The sequence below is a fragment of the Lipingzhangella halophila genome (genome assembly GCF_014203805.1).
Taxonomy (GTDB): Bacteria; Actinomycetota; Actinomycetes; order Streptosporangiales; family Streptosporangiaceae; genus Lipingzhangella; species Lipingzhangella halophila.
In genome coordinates this window covers 5792607-5818467 of record NZ_JACHJT010000001.1, presented here as the reverse complement: position 1 = coordinate 5818467, position 25861 = coordinate 5792607, and the positions used below count along the sequence as shown (strand labels likewise).

25 protein-coding genes are annotated in these 25861 nt (G+C 66.2%); 11 read left to right on the top strand and 14 right to left on the bottom strand.

All coding sequences use genetic code 11. The features are described 5' to 3' along the window. Positions 1-834: 834 nt before the first annotated feature. The 4 genes from F4561_RS26440 to F4561_RS26425 form a co-directional block, all read right to left on the bottom strand. Positions 835-1053: a hypothetical protein gene (locus F4561_RS26440; RefSeq protein WP_184582760.1), complete on the bottom strand. Its 219-nt coding sequence runs from the start codon at positions 1051-1053 to the stop codon at positions 835-837. Between the two features lie 893 nt (positions 1054-1946). Then, positions 1947-4064, bottom strand: coding sequence for a hypothetical protein (locus tag F4561_RS26435; RefSeq protein ID WP_184582758.1), 2118 nt, complete (start codon positions 4062-4064; stop codon positions 1947-1949). Between the two features lie 479 nt (positions 4065-4543). Further along, the gene (locus F4561_RS34090) at positions 4544-4741 is read right to left on the bottom strand and encodes a helix-turn-helix domain-containing protein (protein WP_184582756.1); all 198 of its coding nucleotides are present in this window, start codon (positions 4739-4741) and stop codon (positions 4544-4546) included. Positions 4742-5376: 635 nt separating this feature from the next. Beyond that, positions 5377-5538 (bottom strand): hypothetical protein, encoded by a 162-nt coding sequence (locus tag F4561_RS26425; RefSeq protein WP_184582754.1) that lies wholly within the window; start codon positions 5536-5538, stop codon positions 5377-5379. A 420-nt stretch (positions 5539-5958) separates the two neighbouring features. Between F4561_RS26425 and F4561_RS26420 the strand changes: the two genes are divergently transcribed. After that, positions 5959-6465 carry a hypothetical protein gene (locus tag F4561_RS26420; protein WP_184582752.1) on the top strand — a complete coding sequence of 169 codons (507 nt, stop codon included), beginning with the start codon at positions 5959-5961 and terminating at the stop codon, positions 6463-6465. Between the two features lie 59 nt (positions 6466-6524). Here F4561_RS26420 and F4561_RS26415 read toward each other — a convergent pair whose 3' ends face one another. Beyond that, a complete protein-coding gene (locus tag F4561_RS26415; RefSeq protein ID WP_184582750.1) occupies positions 6525-7403 on the bottom strand; it encodes a tyrosine-type recombinase/integrase in 879 nt (292 codons plus the stop codon). Positions 7404-7477: 74 nt separating this feature from the next. On the opposite strand from F4561_RS26415, the gene dcd reads away from it, so the two are divergent. Further along, on the top strand, positions 7478-8053 hold the full coding sequence (gene dcd / locus F4561_RS26410) for a dCTP deaminase (RefSeq protein WP_184582748.1): 576 nt from the start codon (positions 7478-7480) through the stop codon (positions 8051-8053). A 91-nt stretch (positions 8054-8144) separates the two neighbouring features. On the opposite strand, the gene F4561_RS26405 is transcribed toward dcd, so the two are convergent. Together F4561_RS26405 and F4561_RS26400 are read right to left on the bottom strand one after the other, a co-directional pair. After that, on the bottom strand, positions 8145-8729 hold the full coding sequence (locus tag F4561_RS26405) for a rhomboid family intramembrane serine protease (RefSeq protein ID WP_221446321.1): 585 nt from the start codon (positions 8727-8729) through the stop codon (positions 8145-8147). Between the two features lie 273 nt (positions 8730-9002). Continuing rightward, a complete protein-coding gene (locus F4561_RS26400) occupies positions 9003-9476 on the bottom strand; it encodes a hypothetical protein (RefSeq protein ID WP_376773708.1) in 474 nt (157 codons plus the stop codon). Between the two features lie 994 nt (positions 9477-10470). Here F4561_RS26400 and F4561_RS26395 point away from each other — a divergent pair. Further along, positions 10471-11004: a hypothetical protein gene (locus F4561_RS26395; RefSeq protein ID WP_184582744.1), complete on the top strand. Its 534-nt coding sequence runs from the start codon at positions 10471-10473 to the stop codon at positions 11002-11004. Positions 11005-11078: 74 nt separating this feature from the next. On the opposite strand, the gene F4561_RS26390 is transcribed toward F4561_RS26395, so the two are convergent. Then, a complete protein-coding gene (locus F4561_RS26390; RefSeq protein ID WP_184582742.1) occupies positions 11079-11807 on the bottom strand; it encodes a maleylpyruvate isomerase family mycothiol-dependent enzyme in 729 nt (242 codons plus the stop codon). A 138-nt stretch (positions 11808-11945) separates the two neighbouring features. Here F4561_RS26390 and F4561_RS26385 point away from each other — a divergent pair, with 138 nt between their 5' ends. Continuing rightward, positions 11946-12713 carry a class I SAM-dependent methyltransferase gene (locus F4561_RS26385; RefSeq protein ID WP_184582739.1) on the top strand — a complete coding sequence of 256 codons (768 nt, stop codon included), beginning with the start codon at positions 11946-11948 and terminating at the stop codon, positions 12711-12713. Positions 12714-12959: 246 nt separating this feature from the next. Beyond that, on the top strand, positions 12960-13568 hold the full coding sequence (locus F4561_RS26380; RefSeq protein ID WP_184582738.1) for a PadR family transcriptional regulator: 609 nt from the start codon (positions 12960-12962) through the stop codon (positions 13566-13568). Positions 13569-13796: 228 nt separating this feature from the next. Here the strand turns inward: F4561_RS26380 and F4561_RS26375 are convergent, their stop codons facing one another. Continuing rightward, positions 13797-15950, bottom strand: a complete 2154-nt coding sequence (locus F4561_RS26375; RefSeq protein WP_246437295.1) for an MMPL family transporter — start codon at positions 15948-15950, stop codon at positions 13797-13799. 187 nt (positions 15951-16137) lie between these two features. On the opposite strand from F4561_RS26375, the gene F4561_RS26370 reads away from it, so the two are divergent. The 3 genes from F4561_RS26370 (at position 16138) to F4561_RS26360 (ending at position 18743) form a co-directional block, all read left to right on the top strand. After that, positions 16138-16806: a TetR/AcrR family transcriptional regulator gene (locus tag F4561_RS26370; protein ID WP_184582734.1), complete on the top strand. Its 669-nt coding sequence runs from the start codon at positions 16138-16140 to the stop codon at positions 16804-16806. Further along, complete coding sequence (locus F4561_RS26365; protein ID WP_221445632.1) at positions 16803-17312, top strand: hypothetical protein; 510 nt, start codon at positions 16803-16805, stop codon at positions 17310-17312. The genes F4561_RS26370 and F4561_RS26365 overlap by 4 nt, the downstream gene beginning before the upstream one ends. A gap of 528 nt (positions 17313-17840) precedes the next feature. After that, positions 17841-18743 (top strand): S1 family peptidase, encoded by a 903-nt coding sequence (locus tag F4561_RS26360; RefSeq protein ID WP_184582732.1) that lies wholly within the window; start codon positions 17841-17843, stop codon positions 18741-18743. Here F4561_RS26360 and F4561_RS26355 read toward each other — a convergent pair. Beyond that, a complete protein-coding gene (locus F4561_RS26355; protein ID WP_184582730.1) occupies positions 18740-19219 on the bottom strand; it encodes an FAD-dependent oxidoreductase in 480 nt (159 codons plus the stop codon). The two genes, F4561_RS26360 and F4561_RS26355, sit on opposite strands and share 4 nt — an antisense overlap. Before the next feature lie 463 nt (positions 19220-19682). Between F4561_RS26355 and F4561_RS26350 the strand changes: the two genes are divergently transcribed. Further along, positions 19683-20165 carry a GbsR/MarR family transcriptional regulator gene (locus F4561_RS26350; RefSeq protein WP_221445631.1) on the top strand — a complete coding sequence of 161 codons (483 nt, stop codon included), beginning with the start codon at positions 19683-19685 and terminating at the stop codon, positions 20163-20165. A 91-nt stretch (positions 20166-20256) separates the two neighbouring features. Here F4561_RS26350 and F4561_RS26345 read toward each other — a convergent pair whose 3' ends face one another. Then, a complete protein-coding gene (locus F4561_RS26345) occupies positions 20257-20823 on the bottom strand; it encodes a helix-turn-helix domain-containing protein (protein WP_184582728.1) in 567 nt (188 codons plus the stop codon). 254 nt (positions 20824-21077) lie between these two features. Between F4561_RS26345 and F4561_RS26340 the strand changes: the two genes are divergently transcribed. After that, positions 21078-21911, top strand: coding sequence for a class I SAM-dependent methyltransferase (locus F4561_RS26340; protein ID WP_184584204.1), 834 nt, complete (start codon positions 21078-21080; stop codon positions 21909-21911). Positions 21912-22051: 140 nt separating this feature from the next. Here the strand turns inward: F4561_RS26340 and F4561_RS26335 are convergent, their stop codons facing one another. Next, entirely contained in the window at positions 22052-22870 is an 819-nt protein-coding gene (locus F4561_RS26335) for a hypothetical protein (RefSeq protein ID WP_184582726.1), read from the bottom strand. A 244-nt stretch (positions 22871-23114) separates the two neighbouring features. Continuing rightward, complete coding sequence (locus F4561_RS26330; RefSeq protein WP_184582724.1) at positions 23115-23537, bottom strand: HIT family protein; 423 nt, start codon at positions 23535-23537, stop codon at positions 23115-23117. Between the two features lie 315 nt (positions 23538-23852). Here F4561_RS26330 and F4561_RS26325 point away from each other — a divergent pair, with 315 nt between their 5' ends. Next, positions 23853-24932, top strand: a complete 1080-nt coding sequence (locus F4561_RS26325; protein ID WP_184582722.1) for a CDP-alcohol phosphatidyltransferase family protein — start codon at positions 23853-23855, stop codon at positions 24930-24932. A gap of 95 nt (positions 24933-25027) precedes the next feature. Here F4561_RS26325 and F4561_RS26320 read toward each other — a convergent pair whose 3' ends face one another. Next, positions 25028-25858, bottom strand: coding sequence for a hypothetical protein (locus tag F4561_RS26320; protein WP_184582720.1), 831 nt, complete (start codon positions 25856-25858; stop codon positions 25028-25030). Positions 25859-25861 lie beyond the last annotated feature (3 nt).

Here is a 25861-nt window from a genome sequence, read left to right as displayed (position 1 = left end):
GTGTCCCCTGGGAAGGATCACCCTGGCAGGCACACACAGCAGGCAGCGGTGATCCCTATTGGAATGGGAAGGACCCGGGCGGACGCAGTATGGTTTTCGCTTGGGAGATGGCCCCGGTCCTTATCCCGTACAACCAGGGTGAGCGGGTGAGAAGTCCCTCTTTAATCGTGGCGAGGATCACGAGTGGGGCATGGCGGGCGGCAAGCGGCTCTCACTGAGTTTTGGATTTGAAAATCGGGTCAGAAAACAAATGCCCGATAATCGGTTCCGTATATATGATCGGGACTTATTAGATAAATATTAGATCCGGTTCCGGGAACAACAGCAGTCCCAGCAGGAACATGGACCAAAGGAACGTGTTCATATAAAAGGTGAGAAGTGTCAGTAACATGAGACACGCACCTCCACTGACGAATCAAGTGTGGGCCTGTCATCACCGGGGACCTGTGTCCAGTGGTGGATCGTGTATCTCTCGACACAGAACTGCCGCAGCATGGCTGCTAGCTCTCGTTCAGAACTGGCGTTCACCGTGGCTGGTCTGCCATCGGTGTCGAGATACCGGATCGTGTAAGTAGTCACCACAGCATGCCCCCCATTGGTAGGAACAGGGACAGGGAGCTGGCACCTGTTCCTGTTCCTGGTTTCAACCGATCACTGCCAAGCACAGGCAGCACTGTTCCGGCTCCGGTTGATGAGTGCCAGTGGAGCCCCGGGCACAGAGAACACAAGGCTCGATTTCCGACTCCGGGATCGGCTCGCCCGGTTGCTCGTTGCGGGCTGCGCAGTCCAAGCAATAAACGTCGGTGTCGACGTGGTACGCCGCGATCCGGACGGTCATTCCGACCCCTGGAGAACGGTCCGGCTCAAGCACACCCGCTCTTGATCGCCCGGGTAGGCGTAGCCCCAGCAGTACCGAGTGATGCCGGTGACATCGCGGCTAGCGGTGAGCGCGTCCACCTCGGAGAGGCTGTGCACGACCACGCTGGCAGGCGTGGTGTGAGTGCCCTGGTTCTCGTTCCAAGTAACGAGGAATGTAGTGCCAGCTTTCGTCATCGTGCTCGCCCCCTGAGTTTGTCTTCCTACTGTTAAAGACGAGGGGGGGGAACGTCCCGAGTTGCCCGGCTTGTACAAAGATGACCTACTTTAAGCAGGTTTGACCGGGGACCATGACCCTGGGTCATTGACCAAGGACCATGGGTAGTTGGTAGGGACATGGGGAAAGCTTGAGGGGGAGCGGTCCGCGGTCAAGGACCCTTGGTCCTGGTTGGCAGAGTTTTGGAGTTGAGCAGACGCTCTGTTTACCGCCGGCACGGTAGGTCAACACGTGTTGACTTACCTGCGTATACCCCACTCGGGTACTAGGAAAAGAGGTGCCGCAAGCCCGTGAACAGGAACGATGACCCCGAACCAATGGAGCGGGACCGTATCCCATAAGCGGAGTTGTGTATCCGGTTAGGGGTCCCGGAAAGTGGTGGATATTTTGGGGCTCTGAGTATCCACCAAAACGAGGGGTTGGGACGGTTCGGCAGCGCGGGGGTGGTGGATAGTGGTGGATACCGACTATCCACCACTTTTTTTTACGAAACCGCCTGGGGCACAGCGGGTCTGTTCGTTTGGTGGATACGTGGATATCCACCATCGACCCCCCCCCACGCTCACAGAAAAAACGTGGGTTTTCCTGCTGACGGTGATTGATATATAACAGAGAGTAATTAGTATAATTCTTTTAGATATCGAAGTGGCACCCGCATATAATGTTAGCCGACAGTAGCCGTCATATTACACGAGGCAACTAACACCTCTATTTTTCTGTGAGCGCGTGCGGTGGACATGGTGGATACGAAACTATCCACCAAACGGCTGGACCGCCCTATTCCCAGGGGGTCTAGCAAAAAAAAGTGGTGGATAGTCGGTATCCACCACTATCCACCACATATCCACCACGACTATCCACCAACGAGCCGTACAGAAGTACCATCCACCTCCACTAGTTCCTGCCCAACCGCCATGTCTAGGGCACTGTCAAAGTACTTCCGGTCGCCTTTGGAGATAGCGTTTTGATACAGGGTGCGGCGAGCAACGTCCCCACCCACGCGTTCCAACCGACGCAGGATCTTTTGCTTAACCCGCTCCACATCAGTACCCGCTGTAAGCTTCGCAGCCTCTTTCAGCCCGGCCATTTCTACCTGCTTCCGGTCCTTGGCTTCACGGCTCGCCCGTTCATCCTCGGCGATGTCGGCAAGCAACCGATCCCGCACCGCCGCAGAGGCATCCCAGATCGCCGTAGCAATCTCGAAATCCTCGCGAGTGACGTACTCACCCGGGGCAGTACCGCGTCCGTCTAGCATGGCCAACAAGCACGCCAGCTTGACGATGATGGCATCCTTATGCGCTTCCCACGTGTCGGCTACAGCGTCCCCACGTCCCCGTGCGACTCGCTTGCGGTGGATCTCCTCTGCAATATCATCGGGCAGGCGGAGATAGTGCGCATCGTCATCACCCACGGATCGGAACGGGTCATCGTCGTTCCCCATGCCCTTGCGGCGTGCACTGTCCGGTCCGATGTTGACCCCACGCAATGGTCCGGGGAACGCCACTCGTTCATACGGGATGTTGCGATCGTTGGCGGACAGGAATACGAACCGCTGGGGCATGCCCTGCCCTTGTTCGCCCAACATGGGTCCAGCGATCTCGTTTTGCAGGTTGATAATCGCCGACATGGAATAGCTGTTCATGTCAAGCTTGCGCTTAGTAGACTCTTGCGCGTTGGGCGATGCTACGCCGAGCCCGTAAAACATTGAACTTAGGTGTGAACCGAGTGTGGAGTCGGTCCGGTTTCGGGCGGTGTTAAAAACGCTCCCTTCGTCTACGATAAACATCGCGTTTTCCCGCACTTGCTTTTTTACCTGGGATGTCTTCGTTTTCTTCGTACCATCGGAGGCAACACTCTCTGTTTCAACGTCCACGTAGCCCTGAAACACCTCAATCGCGCCCTCACCCGTACCGATCCCACTGTGTACTGAGAAGTCGAAATCGTCACGGATCGGCAGTAGCTCCCGTGGCAAGCTCGCCGTCGCCGTACTTTTCCCACTGCCCGGGGGACCGATGGGTGCCATAAGCAGGTTCAGGCTGAGACCGCCCTTGCCTGCCTCTCCCTGAATCAAGGGTGGACGCGCCGCAGCGATGCGGCAGAGCACCGCAACTAGCGTCACGTCAGCGCTCACGCACCGGGAATGCGCCGCTTGTTGGATGTGGCCGAGTACCGGACGTGCTGTCCATACCCACTCTGCGATCTGCGGCAGGTGTCGGCGGTCACCGCCCGTGGCACTCGCCCCTGGGGCAGGAACGAGGTCCGGGTCGATGGCGCCATCGTCACAGGGGTCGGTGTCCCGTTGACGGTCGGGCACCATCTTCAGTCCACCATCTTTGGCATCACTAAACTCGTTCGGTCCGGGTGTCCGGTCGTCCTCTTTGTCGAATGCAGCAAGGAACTGAGACTCAAGTGTGTCGACGGCGGCCTTGACTCCGGGGTGTCCCTCCGACCCCTTGTGAAACAGTGCCTTTTGAATCCGGACCATCGTGCTGTGCCGTGAATCTCCGGCATCAACACTGGTCTGAAAACCCTTCAAGATATTAAGCACAAAATCGCACGGTTCACCCTCTGTTAGAACGTCTTCTCCGGCATGGTCACGAACAACCTCGGCGGTTTCTTCCGGGAAATGCCCCTCGTTATCGATGATGCCTTGAGGGAGCTTCGGAAGGTTCTCAAAGTTCGTTCTCCAGTGGGGATTAGCCCGGTCCGCATAATGCCATCGATACATGTCTCCGGTATCGGGGTGAACACTCGGCTCAACATTCGCGTACCGCCACGTGTGGTGAATCCATTCGATACCCCCAACGTCAAGACCCCGCCATCCCTCCGGGCAGCGGAAAAGATAGATGCCGGACGGCTCTTCTCTTGCACTAGACCGGTCGGTTAGCTCCAAGCCAAGCGGTCCGTACTCCTTCTCAAAGCGTGCAAGGGTTTCCGCACCTTGCTTGTCGCCATAGGCGTCGACGTCCATACCCACCACGCCAGGCGGTAGCCGAATGGCGATGTTCTCACCCGTCTGCGGCGGGATTGAGCGGACCTCACCAGACTTACCGGTGACCCCCGTTGCTCTGCCCACTGGGGCTTTCGCCAACCGGTTCCCTTCTGCCTTCTGCAGGGTCGGGAATACCTGAACCCCCCTACTCGTGTAATGGGAGTACGCCGCTTCCGGAGTGGGCGGCAGAGCGACCGGCAGATTGGTTGGGGTTTCGGTAGCTTTCTGCTCCGGCGAGCTGGTATCCTGAGAAGCAGAAGATGTTGTGGAGGCTCCCTTCTGAGTGTCCTTATATTGGGGCTTCCGTCCCGGAGCTGACTTTGGTTCGCCGCATGATTTGCACACCCACTGACGGGTGTCCGGGTCAATCCAAACAGTCTTGTGTTCGCAGTTCTCCCGATCCCCGTTGCTCTGACCAGCACGGGGATCTTCTGTTGAGTTGTTCATGATTACTCCTCTTACACCTTATTAGCAAGCTCCTCTAGAAACTTGTCGATACTTGTCTGGTAATAACGCGTGCTCCCACCCGGGGTAACGAAATCCGGCAGTAGCTTGCCCCGTTGGTACCATTTCCAGACGGTCACGGGACTTACTCCCAGGATCTCTGCGACCTCGCCCGATCGCAGCACTGTGGTTTCTCCGTTATGTGTTGCCATGGACTCTCTCCTTTGCACTTACTCGCCTTCTAATTTACCTTGTCTTTGTTTCTGAACAATGTTCAGAGATGGAAGAGGTATACACGAATTACCTGGTGAGAATGGTCCCGATCCATTGGCACTAGGGAACTCTGGGCCATGGACCTGAACCATGGTTCGGGGTTCACAACCTACGCTTGCGTAACCACAGAATTGCTAGTCCACGGGGGTTTCTGTGCCTCTGTGATTTGGGACACAACCAGGAAATAGATACAGAAATCTTTGATAGGGTATGACTGCCCCAGCATAAGAAGAACCCCGGTTATGGATTCACGTCCGTAACCGGGGTTCTTTGTGTGTTGTTGTCTATGCCACCTCTAGTTGGTCAAGGGGTCTGATCACAACGAGCTTGTGTTCCACGCAACGGGGTCCACAGTTGAACGCCTGCGCTTCTCTCGCCCTCGCCCCGTCCCGTGTGTCCGATAGGAACACCTGTCGGCTGTATCCGTGACGACGGTCACGGAATCCGTGAACAAAGGCGTAGGGTCCTTCACCAGCGATCGAGCTGGTTGATTTTTTGAAGATGCACCTAGCCGCAGTGCTAAAGCGTGTGTGCAGGCTCCCGCAATAGTGATACCTGTAGGGAATGAACTCCATTAGTTCATGCCCTCGTTCATGATCAGCTCTTCGTACAGTCGTGAGAGCACCTTCTCTACCTGCCCGACAGCCGCGTTGTACTGCTCTTCGGTCGCCGCCTCGTTCTCCTGTACAGCTTTCAGGTGCTCCGTGGCCGCCGCTAGCTCCTGTGCCAGCGTCATGCTCCGGCCTCCTCGTACGCGTGCGTGTGCGTGTCTCTGAGCCACGGGTGCAAGTCGTCGTCGTCCGGGCAGCGTGGTTCTGGGAACCACGCCCGCAAGTACTCGTGAAGGTCTCGTTCGTCCCTGTCGTGGATTTCTTTGCAGTTGGCTTGATTGAACATTATATGAGCCCCAAGTTGTGAGAAATAGTATGACTGAAAAGCCCGTTTGCGCCGCCGCTGGAAACCCAAGCTAGGCGACCCCCCGGAACCTTTTCAAGTGGTTGGCTGGTAAAAGAATTCTTTAACGAAAGTCCAGGCTCGCAACTTACGGCTCATACGTTTCTAAGAACCCTAAATTCATAGACCACTTGATATTGACAAGGCTTCCGCCACTCGGTGTACTGGAAATCGATCCACCGCCTACCCGCAGGAGCTAGCCATGTCAGAAAGCGATGTCGAGACGACACAGGACGGCGTCGTCTGGGTACACCTGCCCGATGGCTCTTCTGTAGCGGTAGCGGAAGAAGGAGGTCCGTCTCTGTTCGCGGTCTCTCGCGTGTACACGCGTGGTATCCCCCGTGAGGACCTGGGGGCATACCTCCGGGAGGCGGAACACCTAGCTGACGACGACATTGACGCGGTTATGGACCGCCTTCCCCCGGAGATCACCGCGCCGTGTTCCGACTGCGAAGTCGAGACCCTCCCGACCACTCACCCCAACCGGGCCGAGTGGTATCAGGTAACCGACGACGTGTGGCTTTCTGCCGTGCCGAGTAAGGAGGGCTACATCCTGTGTGTGGGTTGTTTGGAGGCACGCCTGGGGCGCCAGCTTGTTCCGGGAGACTTCACCGCTGCCCCCATCAACAACCCCGCCGAGCGGGACGGAACAGATGCGTGGACGTGGAGGACACCGAGGTTGTTGAACCGGTTGACCGGGAACGCATGAACCAGGGTCCGGGGCCATTCCTAGCGCGGAACCCAAAGGGCAGGCGCTCCGGACCCTTTTCACAATCGGTCGCCCGGCGAGAACTTCCTGTGTGAGGCAATGGCTCGTTCACCCGCTCCGGCTAGCCCGTAGCGATACCAAAGCTGTGAGGGGTCGGACCAACCGCCCAACCGTTGCACGTCGACAATCGTGGCACCTGCTGTGAGCAAGTTATGAACGAAACTATGACGAAATCTATGAGGATGAAGCCCGGGGATGCCGACCTGCTCGCCGTAGCTTTGGAACATCTTCCGCACAGTGCTAGCAGTAATGCCGTTAGTGGCACCAATGAATAGCCAGTGTGATCCTGCCCGAGGATGTCGACCGCGATGCCTCATAAAGCGTCTCAAAGCCGCAGCGCATGCCTTTCCAAAAGGGACAGTCCGTTCCCCAGTCTTCCCACGAACCGTTAGAAGACGAACATCAAAATCCACATCAGTCACACGCAGTGAACATAGTTCGCCAACCCGTATACCGGTGTCGATCAAAACCATTATGATCGTCTTGTTCCTGATCGTCAGGAATGGGGTTTTCCCCTCAACTCGAAGGAGCGCCTTGAGCTGGTCTTCTGAAAGCAAAGCAACGGGCTTAATCTCTTCCCGGGGTCGCTTCACTTCTTTAACGATATTGGTAGGAACCTCCTGTTCATCAGCCAACCAGCTCCAAAACCTACCCATCGCGATGTAACGCGTAGCCAGGGTTCCGGGAGCGTCGCCGATCTGGCGTCGGTACGCAAGAAACCTCCTGATGGTGCGTCGATCTACCTCGCCAGGGTCGGTATCCCCACCAACAAACCGTACGAGGTGGTTCAACGACTGCCGGTAGGCACGGACGGTGTGGGGGGATCGACCACTCAGTTCAAGATCATCCAGAAACTCACGAGCCAAGGACTCAAGCATGCTTCACTTCCTGATTTCACAGGTCCTTGGTTCATGGCGCCGGTGTGGGGCTGCCAGCAGGTAGGTTCTGGAGCGTGCTGCTCTCCGACCGCGATATCAGATCCGAAATCGAGCATGGGCGGGTCACGATCGACCCCTTTGATCCGAAGCTCGTGCAGCCGTCGAGCATCGACGTCCGGCTCGACCGGTACTTCCGGGTGTTCGAGAACCACAAGTACCCGCACATCGACCCCTCGGTGGAGCAGCCGGACCTGACGCGGCTCATCGAGGGCGACGAGGACGAGCCGTTCATCCTGCATCCCGGCGAGTTCGTGCTCGCGTCCACCTACGAGATCGTCACGCTCGCGGACGACCTCGCCAGCAGGCTGGAAGGCAAGAGCTCGCTCGGGCGCCTCGGGCTGCTCACGCATTCCACCGCCGGGTTCATCGATCCGGGGTTCTCCGGGCACGTCACCCTGGAGCTGTCCAACGTGGCCACCCTGCCCATGAAGCTCTACCCGGGGATGCGGATCGGCCAACTGTGCATGTTCCGGCTGACCTCGCCGGCCGAGTTCCCCTACGGTTCGGCCCGTTACGGGTCGCGGTACCAGGGGCAGCGTGGGCCCACTCCGTCGCGTTCCTACCTGAACTTCAGCCGCGACCGGATCTGACCGGGGCGGACGCTGCTGCGGTGGCGGTGTCCGTGCCGCGGCCAGGCGCCGCGTGAGGTGTGCCCCGCTCCCTCTTCGCGTCGGCCGTTCTTCAGAGGCGCTGGGCTCCGTACCCGTAGCCCGGGCCGTATCCTCCGCCGTAGCCGGTGCCGTAGCCGCTGCGCTCGGAACGCTTGGGCAGCATGTAGGCCGCGAGGAGTCCGCCGAGGAAGCCGAACAGGTGGGCCTGCCACGAGATGCCGTCCTGCTGGGGCACCACACCCCAGATCATCGTTCCGTAGAAGATGACGACGCAGATCATGATGACGATATCGACCGTCTTGCGCTCGATGATCCCGCGGAGGACGGTGTATCCGAAGTAGCCGAAGATCAGGCCGCTCGCGCCTACGGTGAGCGAGTCCGGCAGAGAGAAGAACCAGACGCCGATGCCGCTGACAGCGGCCACGATGACCGTGGTCCAGATGAAGCGGCTCAGCCCACTGAGCGCGACGAGCCCGCCGAGGACGAGGAACGGCACCGAGTTACTGATCAGATGCCCGAAGTTGCTGTGCATGAAGGGCGCGGTCACGACGGTCCACGGCGCATCCGTGGACCACGCGCGCAGCCCGAACGACTGGTCGAGTGCGCCCTGGGCGGCGGTGTCGACAATTTCGAACACCCACATCGCCGCGGCCATGACGACGACGGCGATAAATGCAGACAACCGAGATCGCGTCACCTCTCCGACTCTATGCGAGACCTCTTGGCGACGCCCGGGGGTGTGTGGACGCGCTGCTCGTGGCTGTGGGAGCGCTGTCTGGGGGGCACACACCACGCCTGGCCGTATGAGCTGCCACGTTCCTCGGTGGTAGTGGTTCGCGCCTCAGCTCTGGTGTGTGTCGTAAATCACATCAAGATGCCCGTAGGGGGCGATGCACATGTGACGCATGGGCCTGTCGCGGTTCCCGGGTCAGGCGCGCCCATGTCGTGACGTGCCGCTTCCCGAGGTAAGGGAGCGGTCGCGGGGTGGAATGCCGGCCGTGGTCATGAAGTCGTGCACCTGCTCGGGCGACGTCAGGCCGGTGAGTGGGAGGTAGGGGCGGCTTGCCCGGCGGCCCTGGGTCGACGGGAAGTGGCGCGGCCGGCCGGCCGCGTCGCACAGCCCGAGGGAGCGGGTGCGCCCGGGAAGCACGTAGTACGAACCGACCTCCGAGAACGGGATCCGGACGATGTAGTCCCCCCGCTTATAGCGGAACTCGGCGTCCTCCACTTCGAGAACCGGGATGGCGATACGAACACCGTGCCAGGCCAGCGCGGCTCCGCCGATGACGAGGAGGATGCCGAGCACTGTGCCACCCCACTGTCCGGCGGAAAGCACAGCGAACGTGCCGCCCAAGAGGGCGAGCACGATTCCGGCACCGATCTCCCCGCGCTTGCGGCCCATGGGACAGTTCAGGCGAACCGACTCGGACACGGATACACGCCTCCCTCAATAAGGGGCCGGGGAAGGGGCTTGGTGGCTGCTGCCGAAGGCACCATATCGGGTTGCGGGCCGCTTAGATGGTGGTTTCGGTCATGTTCCGATCACGGTCTGTCGATCGTTATAGAAAGCGGCATCGCCCGCCCCGCGGGCGATGCCGCGACCGGGTCACACGTCGGGGCCGAAGGGGTGGACGGCCTGCGTGGGGCCCGGCGTGGTGCTCACACGTTCCACCGGTCCCCGGGCCTTGCCGTGACACACATGGTGATGTATTCGGCCTCCCAATGCGCCTCGCACAGTGTGCTGCCACCCGCGCAGGGCTCCACGCAGGTGGCTTCCGCGCAGCACCGCTCGCCCAGCGCCGCTCTGAACGCGCGGAGATGCGAGGTGCAGTGCGGGATCCCGGGGTCGGTGAGCTCGATGCAGTCATCCACCGCGCAGACCCTGGAACCGTTGAGCCATCGGGAGAGCCGGACCCACCACGGCGGCGAAGGCCGTGCGCCGGGAGAGGGGAAGGCGGTCGCGGCACCCATGGGTTCAACGTGCACTCGCGCCGTGGGGTCACGCAATGCGTATGGCCGGTGACGGCCGAGATTCTCTAGAGAGGTTTTTCCGCAGGTCAGCCGGGAAGTTTGCGGGCATCGCCGATGACCGGGAGCGACGCGGCGCGCCATGCCGGAGTCACTGTTCCGGGGCGCAGCGAACCCGGGTTCCTGGCGGACCGCCGGAGATGCCTCGCACGCACCCAGCGCCCGCTCCCCGAAGACCGGGGGTCTCACGTGACTGTGCGGCGCGAGCGCCTCATGGTGCGGACGCGAGATATGCGCCGCAGGTTAGCCGATGCGGCCGGAGTATGACCAGAGGTGGCTGAGTGGAATCCCGGAGCCGCTGCTCATGCACGGCGTCCCGCACACCACCTGTGGGAAGATTGCGGCGGTTTCCCCCCTCGAGGAGTGCAGTGCACGATCTCCTGCTGCGCGACGCCGCGATGGCGGCGGCCGTGCTGGCCTTCTTCGCCTCTGCCTGGTTCGGGTGGGCACAGGAACGCCCGCCCGCTGGGTGGAAGGCCCTCCTGGCCATCGGTTCGGTAGGGAGCGTGCTCGTCGCGGGCGCGACAGGAGTGCTCGCGGCCGTGAACTGGTCCAGCGGCTCGGTCCTCGACGACCAGGCGCGTTTCGAGAGCTACCTCGTCATCGTGGGAATCGAGTTCGGGGTGGCGTCCCTCGGCGCCGGCGTCCTGGCCCTCCGGCGCGGCTTCGCCTACATCGCGCCGTGGGTCTGCCTCGTTGTCGGGGTGCACTTCTTTCCCATGGCTTCCGTCCTGGGCAATCCCGGGTTCTACGTCCTCGCCGTGGTGCTGACCGTGCTGGCGTTCGCGGCTCCGCTCCTCGCCGCTCGGCGGGGTGTCCCGGTGAGTTTTGCCACCGGGGCGAGTGCGGGCACCGTCCTGCTGCTCTTCGCTCTCTGGTCAGTCGCCGGTCTGCTCGGGTGAGCCGCGCCGGGAGATGAGGTGGGACGGGCCGGTGAGGCGGCGGGCTTTCCCGCGTCACCGGCCCTCGGGCCGCATCAACGCCAGGCGTCGAGCGTGGGCAGCGCCGTCCCCTCCTCGACGGGTCGCGCCCCGCTGTCTCCGCGGCCGGTGACCCACGCCGCGAGGCCCGAGGCGCGGCCGGTCACCGCGACGGCCGAGGCGGTGCCAGCGCCGGCCAGCCACTCGCGTTCGCGGTCCTCCGGCCGTAGCACGAGGGCGGGGTCCTGGCCGCGTTCCGTCAACGTCTCCGCGACGTCGGCGAGGAGCGCGTCGACGAGGTCGGCCGGGAAGTCCGCGAAGGTCACGCCGCAGTCCAGGTCGGCCATGTGTACCCACAGCTCCACGGCGCGCATCCAGGGGATCGTGCTCGCGGGAATGGCGCGTCCCCGCGCCTCGATTTTCGAGGCCCATCGCTCGTCGGGAAACGTCTGCAGGTCACTTGACAGTTCCGCCGCGCTGTCGTGGACAAGCGCGCGCAACTCCCGAGGAGACAGGCCCGCGTCCTGCTCGATCTCCGCGTCGCGGGCCTCGCGGCTCGGGTACATCGGGGTCTCCTCGCCGGTGCGCGCCCAGTGCAGCAGGCGCCCCAACGCGCGCGCGTTCGCCTCGATGTGGGCGAGAACGTGGCGGCGGGACCACCCGGGAAGCAGGCTGGGGGCGTCCAGTTCGGCGTCGTCGACGGTGGCGAGCAGTCCGGTGAGGCGCTCAGTGCCGTCGTGCATCCACGTCAGCGTGCTGGCTGGTGGGGTCTCCAGGTTGGTCATGCAGGCCAGCCTCCACCGCGTGGGCGGTTGAGAACAAGACGGGCGGCGGCGATGTTCACGGCGGCCGGTGCGCCTTGGTTGTCTTGAATAATGAGATCTGAATTCCATTATTAGAGACGAATGGTTAGGGTCGCCGGAATGCGAGCACAGCCATGGGACGCCGAGCTCTACGACACCCGCCACTCGTTCGTCACGGGGTACGGCGCCGAGCTGCTGACGCTGCTCGACGCGCACCCGGGTGAGCGTGTCCTCGACGCCGGCTGCGGCACCGGAGAGCACGTGGCCGAGCTGTGTGCCCAGGGAGTCGACGCCGTCGGCGTGGACGCCAGCCCCGACATGGTGCGGCGGGCGCGGGAGCGCTTCCCCGACCTTGGTGTCTCGGTCGCCGACCTCCGCGATCCGGCCCAGACACCCGAGCCCACGGGGTACGACGGCGTGTTCAGCAACGCTGTGCTGCACTGGATCCCCGAAGCCGGGCGGGCCGCCGCCACGCTGTTCGCGGCGCTGCGTCCGGGCGGGCGGCTCGTCGCCGAGCTGGGCGGGTCCGGCAACATCGCCGCGATCGACACCGAGGCCCGCCGGCTGCGCGCCGGGTTGAGCCTGGCCGATCCGGCGTCGCCGTGGTACTTCCCCACGGTCGCCGGCTACACGGCGGTCCTGGAGCGGGCCGGGTTCGATGTCACAGGGGCGTGGTTGTTCGACCGCCCCACCCGGCTCGACGGTGCGGACGGTCTGCGTAGCTGGGTCCGGATGTTCGCCGGTCACCTGCTCGCGGGGGTGCCCGACACCGACGCGTTCCTCGTCGAGCTGGACGGCCGGTTGCGGTCATCGTTGTACCGCGATGGCGCGTGGTGGGCGGACTACCGGCGGCTGCGTGTGACCGCCACTCGGCCGGAGGCCGGATGAGCGGCGCTGGGGTGCCGGTCCCCGTCACCGGATCCTGGCCCCGAGAGCGCCCGTCTCGGGGCAACCCAATCGGTACTCGAATGGTGGAATCGCTGAGCTGGTGGGCGATCCACGCCACTCTTACGCTCTCGTCCGGTGATCCGTTTCTGGGAGACTGAACCGTCGTCTTTGGGGTTCGTCCGATCGCGTGACACTCCCCGTCCGCGGGGCGGTCACCGATGTCCGGTAGAGAACAAGGAGTGATAGATGGCAACGAAATCGACCAGCGATCACGGCGCAGAGAGCGACGAGCTGCGCGTGGGCATCCTGCTGCTGCTCGCTGAGGAACCGTACAGCGGTTACGAGATGATCAACGAGGCTGTGGAGCGCAGTGGCGGCAACTGGCGCCTCTCGTCAGCCAAGATCCATCCGATGCTCGACCGCCTGACCGACGAGGGCCTGGTCCGGCTGTCGGAGGTGGTCGGGGGAGGGCGGCAGCGCCCGTACGAACTCACCCCCAATGGCCGCTCTCTGGTCGAGGCCAACCTTGACCAGATGGTCCCACCGTGGCTGGCGTATGTTCCGCAGCAGCCCGCCGAGCCGCCGGAGCAGGCGCCGCAGCACCCCGCCCCGCAGGTGCAGCAGCCCACCCAGTTCGCGAACCAGGGGGGCAACACCAACGCGCAGTTCCAGCTCCGGCCCGGGGCCAACGCGCAGTTCCAGCAGGTCGAGGCGCAGTTCTCGTCCGCCGTGAACCAGGTGATGCAGGTGGGCACGGAGCAGCAGTTGGAACGTGCCCAGGAGCTCCTGATGGAGAGCACGCGCGGGCTGTACCGGATCCTCGCCGAGGACGACCAGGGAACGCGCGCGCAGTGATGCCGTACTGGCCACCAGTCCGGGAAGTGGTGGGTACGCGGCACGGTTCCCCAACCGGTCCCACCACGTGAGCGTCGAATGGGCCCCCGTATGACCGCGAGGAGGGTCGTACGGGGCCCGTTCGCCGGCCCCGCGCCGGTAGTCGCCGGCTCTGGGTGCCGGAACCGCAACCACCGGTGTGCCCAGTACTCAGACAGGCCGGCAGCGAGGCCGGGGAGCCGGGAACCGTCAGTGGTGAATGCCGATGCGGTTGTGCAGCCGCCGCAAGGGGGCCGGCGCCCACCAGTTCGCGGATCCGGCCACGCGCATGAACGACGGCATCAGTAGCGCCCGGATCAGCGTCGCGTCCACCAGGATCGCCACGGCCAGCCCAACTCCGAGCATCTGAAGCCACGTCACCCCGGATGTCGCGTAGGCGGCGAACGACGCTGCCAGGATCACCCCGGCCGCCGTGATCAGCGGCCCGCTGCGCTGCAGTCCGACCGCGGTCGCCTGGGCGGTGTCGCCGGTGCGCTCGAACTCCTCCGTGATACGGGCGAGCATGAACACCTCGTAGTCCATGGACAGCCCGTAGGCGATACAGAACATCAGGATCGGGAAGCTCAGTTCCAGTGAGCCGGGCGGGGTGAACCCGAGCAGGCCGGCCAGGTTGCCCTCCTGGAAGCCCCACACCAGCACGCCGAACATCACGCCGAGGCTGAGCAGGTTCAGCACCGTTGCCTTGGCCGGGATCAGCACGCTGCCGGTGAGCAGGAACAGGATCACGAAGGTCACCCCGAGCACCAGGGCGAGCAGGACGGGCAGGCGCTCCTGCAGGGAGTCGCGGTAGTCCACCAGGTCGGCGGGATAGCCGCCCACCTCGACGGGGTATGCCGCGTCGGTCGCGCGGACCTCCTCCACCAGGCCAAAGGGGTCGCTGTCCAGGCGCTCGGTCGCGGGAACCACGGACAGCCACACCCCCGCTCCGCTCTCGAACCGGTCGGCGTAACTGCCGGGCTCTTCGACGCGCGTGCCGTCCGTGTAGGCCCCGGTGGGCGCGTCGACGCGCGCGACGCCGCCGATCCGCGAGAGAGCGGCGGCGTGCGCGTCGATCTCCTCGTCGGCCGGCCGGTCGCCGGTCGCCAGTACCTGAAGCGCGTCCATCTCCTCGGCGGTGAAGTTCGCGCTGATCTGCTCCTGCGCCTGGCGGGATGGCGCGCTCTCGGGAAGCGTTCGCTCGTCGGGCAGCCCGAACCGCAGTCCGAGCGCGGGGGCGGCGATGGCCAGCAGCACCAAGGTGACCGCCACACCGCAGACGACGGGGCGGCGCATCACCCACATGGCGGTCGTGCTCCAGAACCCGCGGTCGCCGGTGCCGGTGCCGCGTCCCCACAGCCGGCGGCCCGCCCGCGTTCCCAGGAGCGCGAGAACGGCGGGCAGGAAGACCACCGTGCCAGTGACACCGGCGGTCACCACCGCGATGCCGGCGTAGGCGAAGGAACGCAGGAAGTCGAACGGTAGGGCCAGCAGCACGGACATCGACGCCGCGACGGTGACACCACTGACGATGACCGTCCGGCCGGCGACCGCGACGCAGCGCTCAACGGCTTCGGGAACGGGGTGGCCAGCGCGTAGTTCCTCCCGGAAGCGGTAGATGAGGAACAGGCAGTAGTCCACCCCGAGAGCTAAGCCCATGACCAGGGTGATGTTGAGAGCGAAGGTCGACAACTCGAGGAACCAGGTGACCGGGCGCAGCAGAGCGAGCGTGCCAGCCATGGTGAACAGGCCGACCACCACGGGGGCGATGGCCAGCGCCACGTTGCGCACGACGAGCAGGAGCAGCACCAGGACCGTGGGGAAGATGATCATCTCCGCGCGTACGAAGTCCGCGGTGGCCTCGTTGCTGGCGTCGAGGAACACGGCCTCGCCGCCGCCGATCTGGGTGCGGTAGCTATCGGTGTCGCGGGTGAACTCATCCAGGAACTCGGGCAGTACCTCGCGGCGCACCTGGTCGGCGTCGCCCGGTGCGCGTGCCAGGATGACCGCCTGTGTGCTGTCGTCGCTGCGCATGGTGGGAGTGGAGTCGTGCGTCCAGTAGGAGTACGCGTCGAGGACCCCGGCTTGCCCGGCGATCTCGGCGGTGAGGTCGGTACCGGCCGCCACCATCTCCGGGTCGTCGACGGTGCCGTCCTTGGCGGTGACGACGATCGTGATGTTGCTGCTTCCGGTGTCGAACCCGGTTTCCAGCGACTCGGCGACCCCGGCCGACTCCGAGCCCTGAGCTTCGAACCGGGACAGGACCAGGGAAGCGGCCGTGGGAACGCCCACGGCGGCGCAGAACGCCAAGGTCAGAAGTCCGGCGATGAGGACCGTCCACGGGCGGCGGGCGGTGAAGCGTCCCAATCGGGCGAGAGGGCCGGCGGGAGCTCTGGTGCGTGAGGGCGGCGGGGCGGTACGGTCGCGCGCGAAAAAGGACACTGGCCCGTCCTCGGATAAAAAACGATGGAACGCTCGCATTTTTGCGGGCGGCAATAAAATACGAGCGTATGCTCGTATTGGTCAAGCGGGTTGTCCGGAAGTGAGGTGAGCCATGACGGCCAGCCGGCCGGACTCGGGTCAGGTGCGCAGGCAGGAGCGCGGGCGCCGCCGCATGGCGCAGATCCTGGACGCGGCTGAGGACACCATCGCCGAGGTGGGGTTCGAGGAGGCGACCACGAACGCCATCGCCGCGCGCGCCGGCGTCTCACCCGGGTCGCTGTACCAGTTCTTCCGGAACAAGGACGAGATCCTGGACGGCATCGTCGAGCGCTATACCACGACCTCGCAGGAGTTCTGGGACCACCAACTCAGCGGGGAGGGGGCCCGGATGGAGCTGGCCGCCTTCCTTGACCGGGTCCTGGGTGCCCTCGCCGCGTTCAAGACCGAGCGCCCGGCGTTCTGGGTGCTGTTCCACGGTTCGGCGGCCTCGCCGAAGCTGGCCGTGGTGGCGGAGCAGATCCGCGCGGGCATTGGCGACCGCCTCCGCGAGGTGTTCCGGCAACGGGCCCCTGAGGTGAGCGAGGAGCGGCTGGAACTGCTGGCGGCCATCACCATCTCCACCGTGCGGGGTGTCCTCCCGATGGTCCTGAACGCCCCGCCGGAGCGGCGGGCCGCCCTCCTCGCCGAGACAAAGGCACTCCTGCTCGGGTACCTGGGACCGGCGCTGGAAGGCGAGGAGCGCGGCGGGAACGAGCGAGCGACCGGAAAGGTGCCGCGGTGACCGGAGAGGCGGCAACGGACCACGTGTCCCGCGAGCACACGGTCGAGTCGCTGGCCGACGCGGCGGCTCTGTGGAGCGCCGGGCTCGGTGCGGCCCACGAGGTGGTCGACGCCGCGTGCGCGGCGCTGGTGGCCGGACTGGACGGTCATTGGCTGCGGATGCTGGCCGCCGTGTCCACCCGTGCGGATTCCGGAGACGCCGCCTACGAGGTGGCCGAGGTGCTGGAACCCGCCCTGAACGAGGTCGGCCTGGCCTGCCACCCCCGGTTCAGCCGCGCCGCCAACGAAGCGGCGATCCGCGCCCTGGCCCGCCGGACGCTGCGTGGTGGGACCTCTCCCTGGGAACTGACGAACGCGGCCCACGCCATGTTCGGTCACGAACCGGGGCTGACCGAGGAACTGTGCTACCTGAACGACGTCTACGACTACCTGAACGTCACCGACACCCCCGTCGAGGACGTCAACAAGCGGGTGCGCGCCGAGGCCCGCCGGCTCGCCGGGGGATGACAGGCCGGGCCCAGCGTGCGGGAGAGGGCGGTGGGGAACCGACGCGCAGCGGCGCGGGCGGTACGCGGATGTGTCACGTCCCCTGTTCCCCGCGGACGCCGCGTGGCCGGCGGCCGACGGTCCGGTCGGCCCGCGGGCCGACCCGGCCCCGGGTGGACCGAGGTTCATCGAGGCGGCGCGGTACCACCCGGAGCGACGACGGCAACACCGAACTGACGGCGGACTCTCCGTAGCCGGTGCCGGTACGAACCAACCTGTTCGGTGCGGAAAACGATTACCGGACCGGTCGCCGCGCCCACGGGAAACCCTCCGCCGGCGGGGCTGTCGCGGGGTATGGGCCGCTGTCCACGGCAAATAAGGAAACCGTTTACCTGATCCTTCGGAGCCGATACTGTGCCGCTCGGCAAAAGCGGATCAACGCGCCACGGGCGCGTGATCGGGTGGCCCCCGCTGAATCGGCGCGCCTGACCTATGGCTCCCGACGGCGGCCCGCCCGGTGCGAAACGGATCGGAGTTGCGGTGCGAACGGTGATCGCTCACTCAAGACGGGCGGGGACGAAACCGAGCGGGCGCTGGCGCGCGCGGGTCGGTGCGGCGCTGGCCGCGGCCACTGCGTTGGCCGCACTGTCCGGCGCGGGCACTGCCCACGCCGACGAGCCGCCTGATGGGCCCACCCCCTTGATTGTCGGCGGGGAGCCCGCCGACCAGCCCTACCCCTTCGTGGGGTCGCTGCAGCGCGAGTATGACGGTAACCCCTACCAGCACGCCTGCGGTGCCGCACTGGTCGACGAGCGGTGGATGGTCACGGCCGCCCACTGCGTCGCCACCAACGCGGAAGACTCCGACTACGAGCTCCGCGACCCAGACGAGTTCCACGTCCGGCTGGGCTCCAACGACAACACCGAGGGCGGTACCCTCCTCACGCTCGACAAGATCAAGGTCCACCCCGGCTACGTCTACTACCCCGACCACGATGAGGGGCAGGACATCGCGCTGGTCAAACTCGATTCCGCGGTGGACATCGAGCCGGCCAAGCTGGAGCGCCGCGTCCCCCGCGCGGGCACCGAGGTGCGCCAGGTCGGGTGGGGACACACCTCCAACGATGAGATCAGCGATCCGACGAATCAGCCCGACCAGTTGCAGCAGCTCGACACCCAGTTGCTCTCGCCCACGCGGAGCGAGTGCCAGGCCGACGAGAACGGCGACGGGTCCTTTGGCGCCCGCTACGGCGACCTCTGCATCGACAACCCCGACGACGCCCGCGGCGCCTGCTACGGCGACTCCGGCTCACCGCTGCTGCGCAAGGTCGACGGCACCTGGCGGATCACCGGTGTGGCCAGTCGGACCATCTCCTTGACCTGCGGCGAGTCGCCCACCGTGTACACCAGCACCGGCGCCTACGACCGCTGGATCCACCGGGTCATCCACTAAGAGCCGAACGGCCGCGGCGGACGCGGGCGGGAGGACGACGCCGTCGTCCTCCCGCCCGCGAAGCGGAACAAGACCCGGCGTGCGCCGGCTTTCCCCGGGCCCCGTCTCCGAACGCGCGGCGCGGGTGCGTCCCGTACGCCGGTTCCGCTGCCCGAGCCGTCGCCGGCCTGTTCGATCCCGGTGATGGAGTCGTCGAAGACGTACTCCACGTCGTCCCGCGCGTGCTCGTAGAGGATCTGGCCGAGGACCCCGCGCTTGATGGCCAGAGTGGTCCGTTCTGGTGGCTCGCCGTCGGAGACGTCCGGCATGGGTACGGGCCGGCCGTTGGCGCCGAAGACGAAGGCCCCGTTCGAGGGCGGCACCCCTCCGGCGGCCCGGGCCCGTTCCAGGACGCCGAGACGGTGCAGCGCCTCGACGCCGTCGCCCGTCATCTCGAGCCGCTGACCGCCGGTGCGCAGCTCCGCCGCGCGCTCCACGATGACCGGGGTGAAGCCGTACCGGTTCAGCCAGTACGCCAGGGCCGGTCCGGCGATGCCGCCTCCGGGCGGGTCTCGGGATTCGGGCCGGCTTGGAGCTCCAACCGTAGGTACGGGCGCTGACGCGCGCCTGATACATCGCTGTCGAGCAGCCGTGCACCGCGTGCGAGCGTTCGCGCATGCGGCCGCGCGACTGGGCGCCCCGATGGCCCCGCCGGGCCAGCGCCATGGCGCGCTCAGCGGGCGCCGGCCGGTTCCCCGCCGAATCGCCCCGCGGCCCTGGCGGCTCCAGTATCCGCGGCGGAGGTGGCCTTGCCGGCTCGTGGCCTCCGGTAGTGTTCGCGCCGGTTGGCCGGGAGCGGGATAGCTCAGGGTTAGTAGGATTCGAATATTTGCGAAAATTGGGTACGGACGAAACGCTCGGTACTCTTGCTGGTTCCGTAGGGGAGAGGAGACCACCGCATTGTCCCTGAGCGAAGACCGACGGAAGACGACCGAGCAGTTCGCCCTCGTTCTGACCGAGCACGGCATGCAGCGCATGGCCTCGCGGGTGATGGCCACGTTCATCTTCACCGAGAAACCCACGCTCACCCAGGGCGAGGTCGCCGAGGAGCTGGACGTCAGTCCCGGTTCGGTGTCCGGTGCAATCAGGATCCTCATGTCGGTGGGCCTGGTCGAGCGTGTCCCCGCCGCAGGCAGCCGGCGAGACCACCACCGGCTTCGTGACGACGCCTGGACCACGATGTTCACCAGGCAGAACCATGCGCTCGAAGGGATGATGAGCCTTGCGCAGGAGGGCATCGAGACCACCGAGCCCGGCAGCAACGCTCGGCAGCGCCTTGAGCTGATGCGCGACTTCTACGCGTACCTGCTCGATGAGCTTCCGGCCGTGATCGAACGGTGGAAGCAGCAGCGCGCCGAACGGCAGGCCTCCGAGACTCGCTGACCCTCCGCGGCCGCCCGCGCTGGACGGGCCGCAGCGGTCCGGCGCGGCACAACCGATGATCCCATCGGAGAAGCACGCCGCGGCCGGCGCGCTACCCGATTTGGGGCCGCGCGCGGACATGCATGCGCTCGCCCTGCGGCCCGAACAGGCTGAGGATCTCCACCGGCCCCTCCCCGGTGCTGCCGAACCAGTGCGGCAACCGGGTGTCGAACTCGGCGACCTCGCCTTTCTTGAGCACGACGTCGTGGTCGGCGAGCACCAGCCGCAGCTTCCCGCTGAGCACGTACAGCCACTCGTACCCCTCGTGGGTGCGCGGGTCGGGCTCGTTGCGGTCAGCGCCGAAGACCAGCTTGTACGTCTGCAGCCCGCCGGGCTGCTGGGTCAGCGGCACGTACGTGGTGTGCCCGCGCCGGACGGGTTTCAGCCGCACCCGCGGGTCGCCCACCGGCGGCGCGTCGACCAGCTCGTCCAGCGGCACCTGGTGCGCCTGGGCGATCGGCAGCAACAGCTCCAGACTCGGCTTGCGCTGACCTGACTCCAGCCGCGACAGAGTGCTGGTTGAGATCCCGGTGGCCCGCGACAGTGACGCGAGAGTGCATTCGCGTTGCTGGCGGATGTGTCGTAGCCGCGCTCCGACCGCAGCGAGCACCTCGTCCATCCCTCTATTGCAGAAACGGCAACAAAGTTTGTCAAGTCGGCCTTTCTGGGCGCAGTGTCGGTCCAGGAGGGGTCAACAATGGAGGAAGTACTAGTCATCGGCTGCTCACCGGCCTGGGCGGTCCCGAAGGGCGGACCAGCGTCCCGGGTGTGCGGGCGGTCGGAAACGTTGTTGATCCCACCGCCCGGGTGCGCCGCGGCCGGTGCCGCGGCGCACCCGGAGCTGATCGCGGATAACCTACCGGAGGCGGTGTGATGCACGACATTGACTGGGCCGCGATGGCCGACACCCTCGAACTCGAGGGGGAGGTGTACCTCCCATACGTGCGACAGGCCCTCGACGAGCTGCGGCACCCCGACCCGCGCCGGGTCCTGGATATCGGCAGCGGCCCGGGCGTCGCGGCCTGCCAACTGGCGGCGCGGTTCCCGCGCGCCGAGGTCACCGCGGTGGACGGGGAGCCGAAGCTCCTGGCCCGCGCCGAGGAAAGGGCCGAGCGCCTCGGCGTCCGGCTGCGGACCCGAGCGGCCGAGCTTCCCGAAGGGCTCGCGGACCTCGGTCCGGCGGACCTGGTGTGGTCGGGGCAGTTCGTGCACCACGTCGGTGACCAGCAGGCGGCCCTGGGCCGCCTGGCCGGGTTGCTCGAACCCGGCGGTGTGCTGGCCATCGTGGAGGGCGGCCTGCCGGCCCGCTTCTTCCCGCGCGACCCGGGGGTCGGGCGTCCCGGCCTGCAGGAGCGGCTGGACGCGGCGATGGCCGACCGGTTCTCCGGGATGCGGGACGAGCTGCCCGGATCGGTGGCGGTGACCGAGGACTGGCCCGCTATGCTGCGTGCCGCCGGGCTGACCGAGGCGTACAGCGCGAGCTTCCTGGTGGAGCACCCCGCGCCGCTGCCCGACGGGCCGCGGCTGTGGGTGCGGCGGTTGCTGGAACGGTACCGCCACGGCCTTGGCGAGAGCCTGGACGCCGACGACGTGGCAGCGCTGGACCACCTGCTCGACCCGGCCAGCCCAGCTGGGGTGGACCGGCGACCGGATATGTTCGTGCTGGTCGCGAAGACCGTGCACTTCGGCCGCCGCCCCGGAAGCTGACAATCGGCGCCCCGCTGGGGGGCCGGTGGGAGGGGCACCGGCGACCGCGCGTGGTCATCCGGGTAAGCCGGCGCCCGCCACGGACGCATCCCACCGGTCTCGCCCGCGGTGCGCCCGGGGATCGGCGCGGTGCGGACGGGTCACTCGGTCTCGGTGGTGCTGGCGATCCGCCGCTCCACAGCCTTGCTGATGTCGGTCACCACGCCAATGTGCTCGTTGGTGGACAGGTCCCGGCCGCCGAAGTAGGTCACGTGCACGTTCAGGTTCCGGATGGAGTAGACGGCGGTGCTGGTGCGGGGCATCCCGACCGAGTCGATGCCCTCGATCGAGTACGCCCGACCACCGTCGCCGGCGGGGATCTCCTCCGTTGTGACCTCGGACTCGTCGCCCGCGCCGTCCTGGCCGAGATCCACACCGTAGTTCTCGGCGAGCTCGCTGATCGACTGCTCGCGCTCCTCGTGCACTGCCGCGTAGCCGTCGCTCGCGGTGCCCGGGTCGAAGCGGGAGAACGTGACGTCCACGGCCGCCTCGTCACTCTCGTTGACCGCCGAGCATTCCAGCGACTCGACGGCCTCGCCGTCCCCGGACGGTTCGAAGGAGTTCTGCTCCTCCTCGATCCCGGCACCCGCCATCCCCTCGGCCCCGGAGAGAACGTCCTCGGTGAGCAGCTCGTCACACGCGCCCACCGAGGCATAGGGGTCCTCGCCGCCGAGCGACATAGCCAGCACCATCGCGCCTATGGCCAGCACGGCCGCTCCGCCGGCGCTGCCGGTGATGAGCGTGCCCCTGCGTCGGGAACGCCGCTCGCGCTGGGCGGGTTCCGGAGCCGTATCGCGGGGCTCCGAACGCCCGCTGCGGGGTGCCCCTGCCGTGCCCGGGGAGGAACCGTGCCCGGTCGAGGACGCCGCGGAGTCCTGGGACGGGCCTGGATTTTCGGAGGAAGAGTGGTTTGCGGACATGTCTGGCGGCCTCCAAACGAGCGGGGAAGGCGACACACTAGGGGCGCCCGATTCCGCCTGTCGATCGGTAGGACGACCGGTTTCGCGAAGATCCTGGGGAGGCCCGCCACGTTCCCGGGATCCGGGGAACCGCGGTGGCGGTGCGCGCCGCGGCTGTGCTCGCGCTCCCGCTGTGCCCGGTCCGGTCGTGCGGCCGCGCGCCGCGGGGAGAGGATGCGACGCTCGGGCCCCAGCCCGGCCGCGCCTAGAGGGCGTCGCGGACCCGCGCGGCGTAGTCGTCGGCCTCGGCATCGCTGCCGTAGCTGGTCCGGGGCCAGAAGAAGCCGCGCAGCCCGTCCTTGCGCTGGCGCGGGACTACGTGTACGTGCAGGTGCGGCACACTCTGGCTGACCCTGTTGTTCATCGCGACGAAGGTCCCGGCCGCCTGAAGGCCGCGCTCCACCGCCGAGGTAATGTCCTGGACCCGGCCGAAGAACGAGCCGACCCGGGTGTGGGGGAGGTCGGTGAGCGTCTCGACGTGGCGCACCGGGACCACCAGCACGTGTCCCTTGAACAGCGGGCGGCTGTCGAGGAACGCCACCGCGGCGTCGTCGGCGGACACGATGTGCCCGCGCCGCTCTCCGGTGACGATGGCGCAGAACAGGCAATCGTGATCAGACTGGGACACCCGTCGAGGATAGCCGCCGGACCGCCCGCGGCGCCGCCAACCGGAGTCACCGCGCGGCGCTCCGCGCCGATTCGTTCTCGCCCACCTGCGCAGAGATGCGACAAAAAACAGTCGGCGGGACAACCAGAACGGCCGGTGGGACGTCCTACGATCTGTGTGCGAAACCCCCACGTCACCAGTAACTTCTGAGAGTTCATCTTTCGCTCACCGTCGCATAACCTACCGCAGGGTTCGCGCGGCCAGCTGGGTTTTCCTGTACGGCGCCCGGTGCTCCCGCGTTCCATATCCCCGCAAGAATCCCACGGAGGAATAAGCGTGTCCGAGTTCAGCCTGACTGATGTGCAGGAACGCACCTACAAATCCCGAGACGCGTGGTGGACGGTCTACCTCGTCGACCCGATGGCCTCGCGCCTCGTGGTGGGCACGGCGAACCGGACCTCACTCACGCCGAACCAGCTCACCGTGGCGGCGCTCGTCCTCGGGTTGGGCGCGGCCGGATGCTTCGCGATGGCGTCCTGGCCCTGGCTCGTGGCGGGCGCACTGCTGTTCCACCTCAGTTTCGTGCTGGACTGCATGGATGGCAAGATCGCCCGGCTGAAGGGCAACGGCACCATCTTCGGCAGCTGGCTGGACTACGTCTTCGACCGGATGCGCGTGCTGGTGTGCGCGATCGCACTCATGGGGGGCCAGTACGCGGTCAGCGGGGAGCAGGTCTTCATCTGGTTCGCGGTGGCGATCGTGTTCACGGACATGTTCCGCTACCTCAACGGGCCGCAGATGGCCAAGGTGCGCGCCGCCATGCGCAAGAAGATCGCCCGGGCGATCCGCGACGGCGAGGCGGTAGACGAGGACGAGGAGGCAACCGCCGACGATGAGCGGGCCACGCTCGCGCGGCAGGCGGTCCACCAGCTCAACGACACCCTTTCGGCACAGCAGAACGACGAGGCGCTCGACGCCGAGGGCGAACCGGTCGCCGTGCTGGGGACGAACGCGCGGGCCACGCGGGTGCAGGCTACCGAGCTGCAGCGCGGTTTCTTCTCGCGCTTCCCGTGGTACGCGCGCTTCAGGGACACGCTCATGCGGCACCGGGTGCGCCCGCACCTGGTGAGCGGTATCGAGTTCCAGATGGGGACGTTCATCATCGCGCCATTGGTCGGCGCGGTGACCACGACCGGCATGCTTACCGCGATCGCGCTGTCGGCCGCGGGCATGCTGGCGTTCGAGGCGCTGCTCGTCTACAAGCTGTGGCTGTCCACGAAGGAGTTCACCCGCGTCGTCAGTGCGATGGAGGAGGCATCCCCGCTCGGGGACGAGACCGCAGCCACCAATGGTGCCAGTGAGGCGTCGTTCCCGAGCGGGGGCGACGCCGACGCCACCACGGTGGTCGCACGGTAGAGGGGACACCAGTGGCGGTCTCGGGCACCGGCATTGCCCGGCTCCCGGCATGACACGCTCACGGGAACCCTGTCGCGATCCGCATGCCCTGCGGGTTACGGAGCCAGCCCCGTAACTCCGGCGATCGCGGCTGCTAGATCGGTGAAGAATGAGGGCAGGGCGAACAGCAGGAGCCCGAAGCCGAACAGGGTGAAACCGCCGCCGACCCATCGCGCCCGCCGTTCCCTCCAGCGAAGGTCAGTGACATCGGTGTGGTCCTTGCCCGGAGTCATGCCGAAGACCGTGGCGCGGCCGCGACGCGTTGGGCGATGGCGGCGCAGCACGATCTCGCTGGTGTCCGGGGCGGCCCCGAGCTCCCCGGTTATGGCGACCTCCTCGCCCTCCCGCAGCGTCCACTCGGTGAGCTCCACCGCGCGCTGCCGGCGGCTGTCCACCAGGTCGCGCAGCTCGGGACATCTGCGCAGCACTCGGTCGGTCGCCGGCGGCAGGGGGGCCGAGGAGAACGCGCCCGGCATCGGCTCCCGGACGCGTTCGGACGCGGGATGGCCGTAGGCGACGAGTCCGGCGGGCTCCACCCGCACCCGATGCGCGCCGTCCGTGACCGCGAACGCGGCATCGGACCGGCATTCGCGCGGGAACATCGGGACGCGTCCCCCGCGGATCCACCGCCGCAGTGGGCGCACGCGCAGTGCCCACCAGGGGCACTGGTGTTCACTGAGCGGGGCGGCCTCCGGACGCCGCGAGAGGAGGGCTGTCCGCCCGCGTACGGTGACCACCGGGTTCTGTTGTGTCGACGCCGCGGCCTGGAACGCTTCCTGGGCGGTCAGCGCCTCGGTCCGGCTCAGCGTATCGGCGAGGCGGCCGGCGCTGCGCGCGTTGTAGAGGAACGCGAGTCCGATAACGCCGATCAGGGCCAGAAGGATCATCTC

What these genes read in the sequence shown, in the direction of transcription:
- F4561_RS26440 (WP_184582760.1), bottom strand. Translation starts at nt 1,053, where the DNA reads ATGACGAAAGCTGGCACTACATTCCTCGTTACTTGGAACGAGAACCAG.
- F4561_RS26435 (WP_184582758.1), bottom strand. Translation starts at nt 4,064, where the DNA reads ATGGACGTCGACGCCTATGGCGACAAGCAAGGTGCGGAAACCCTTGCA.
- F4561_RS34090 (WP_184582756.1), bottom strand. Translation starts at nt 4,741, where the DNA reads ATGGCAACACATAACGGAGAAACCACAGTGCTGCGATCGGGCGAGGTC.
- F4561_RS26425 (WP_184582754.1), bottom strand. Translation starts at nt 5,538, where the DNA reads ATGACGCTGGCACAGGAGCTAGCGGCGGCCACGGAGCACCTGAAAGCT.
- F4561_RS26420 (WP_184582752.1), top strand. Translation starts at nt 5,959, where the DNA reads ATGTCAGAAAGCGATGTCGAGACGACACAGGACGGCGTCGTCTGGGTA.
- F4561_RS26415 (WP_184582750.1), bottom strand. Translation starts at nt 7,403, where the DNA reads ATGCTTGAGTCCTTGGCTCGTGAGTTTCTGGATGATCTTGAACTGAGT.
- F4561_RS26405 (WP_221446321.1), bottom strand. Translation starts at nt 8,729, where the DNA reads ATGGCCGCGGCGATGTGGGTGTTCGAAATTGTCGACACCGCCGCCCAG.
- F4561_RS26400 (WP_376773708.1), bottom strand. Translation starts at nt 9,476, where the DNA reads ATGGGCCGCAAGCGCGGGGAGATCGGTGCCGGAATCGTGCTCGCCCTC.
- F4561_RS26390 (WP_184582742.1), bottom strand. Translation starts at nt 11,807, where the DNA reads ATGACCAACCTGGAGACCCCACCAGCCAGCACGCTGACGTGGATGCAC.
- F4561_RS26385 (WP_184582739.1), top strand. Translation starts at nt 11,946, where the DNA reads ATGCGAGCACAGCCATGGGACGCCGAGCTCTACGACACCCGCCACTCG.
- F4561_RS26380 (WP_184582738.1), top strand. Translation starts at nt 12,960, where the DNA reads ATGGCAACGAAATCGACCAGCGATCACGGCGCAGAGAGCGACGAGCTG.
- F4561_RS26370 (WP_184582734.1), top strand. Translation starts at nt 16,138, where the DNA reads ATGACGGCCAGCCGGCCGGACTCGGGTCAGGTGCGCAGGCAGGAGCGC.
- F4561_RS26345 (WP_184582728.1), bottom strand. Translation starts at nt 20,823, where the DNA reads ATGGACGAGGTGCTCGCTGCGGTCGGAGCGCGGCTACGACACATCCGC.
- F4561_RS26340 (WP_184584204.1), top strand. Translation starts at nt 21,078, where the DNA reads ATGCACGACATTGACTGGGCCGCGATGGCCGACACCCTCGAACTCGAG.
- F4561_RS26335 (WP_184582726.1), bottom strand. Translation starts at nt 22,870, where the DNA reads ATGTCCGCAAACCACTCTTCCTCCGAAAATCCAGGCCCGTCCCAGGAC.
- F4561_RS26320 (WP_184582720.1), bottom strand. Translation starts at nt 25,858, where the DNA reads ATGATCCTTCTGGCCCTGATCGGCGTTATCGGACTCGCGTTCCTCTAC.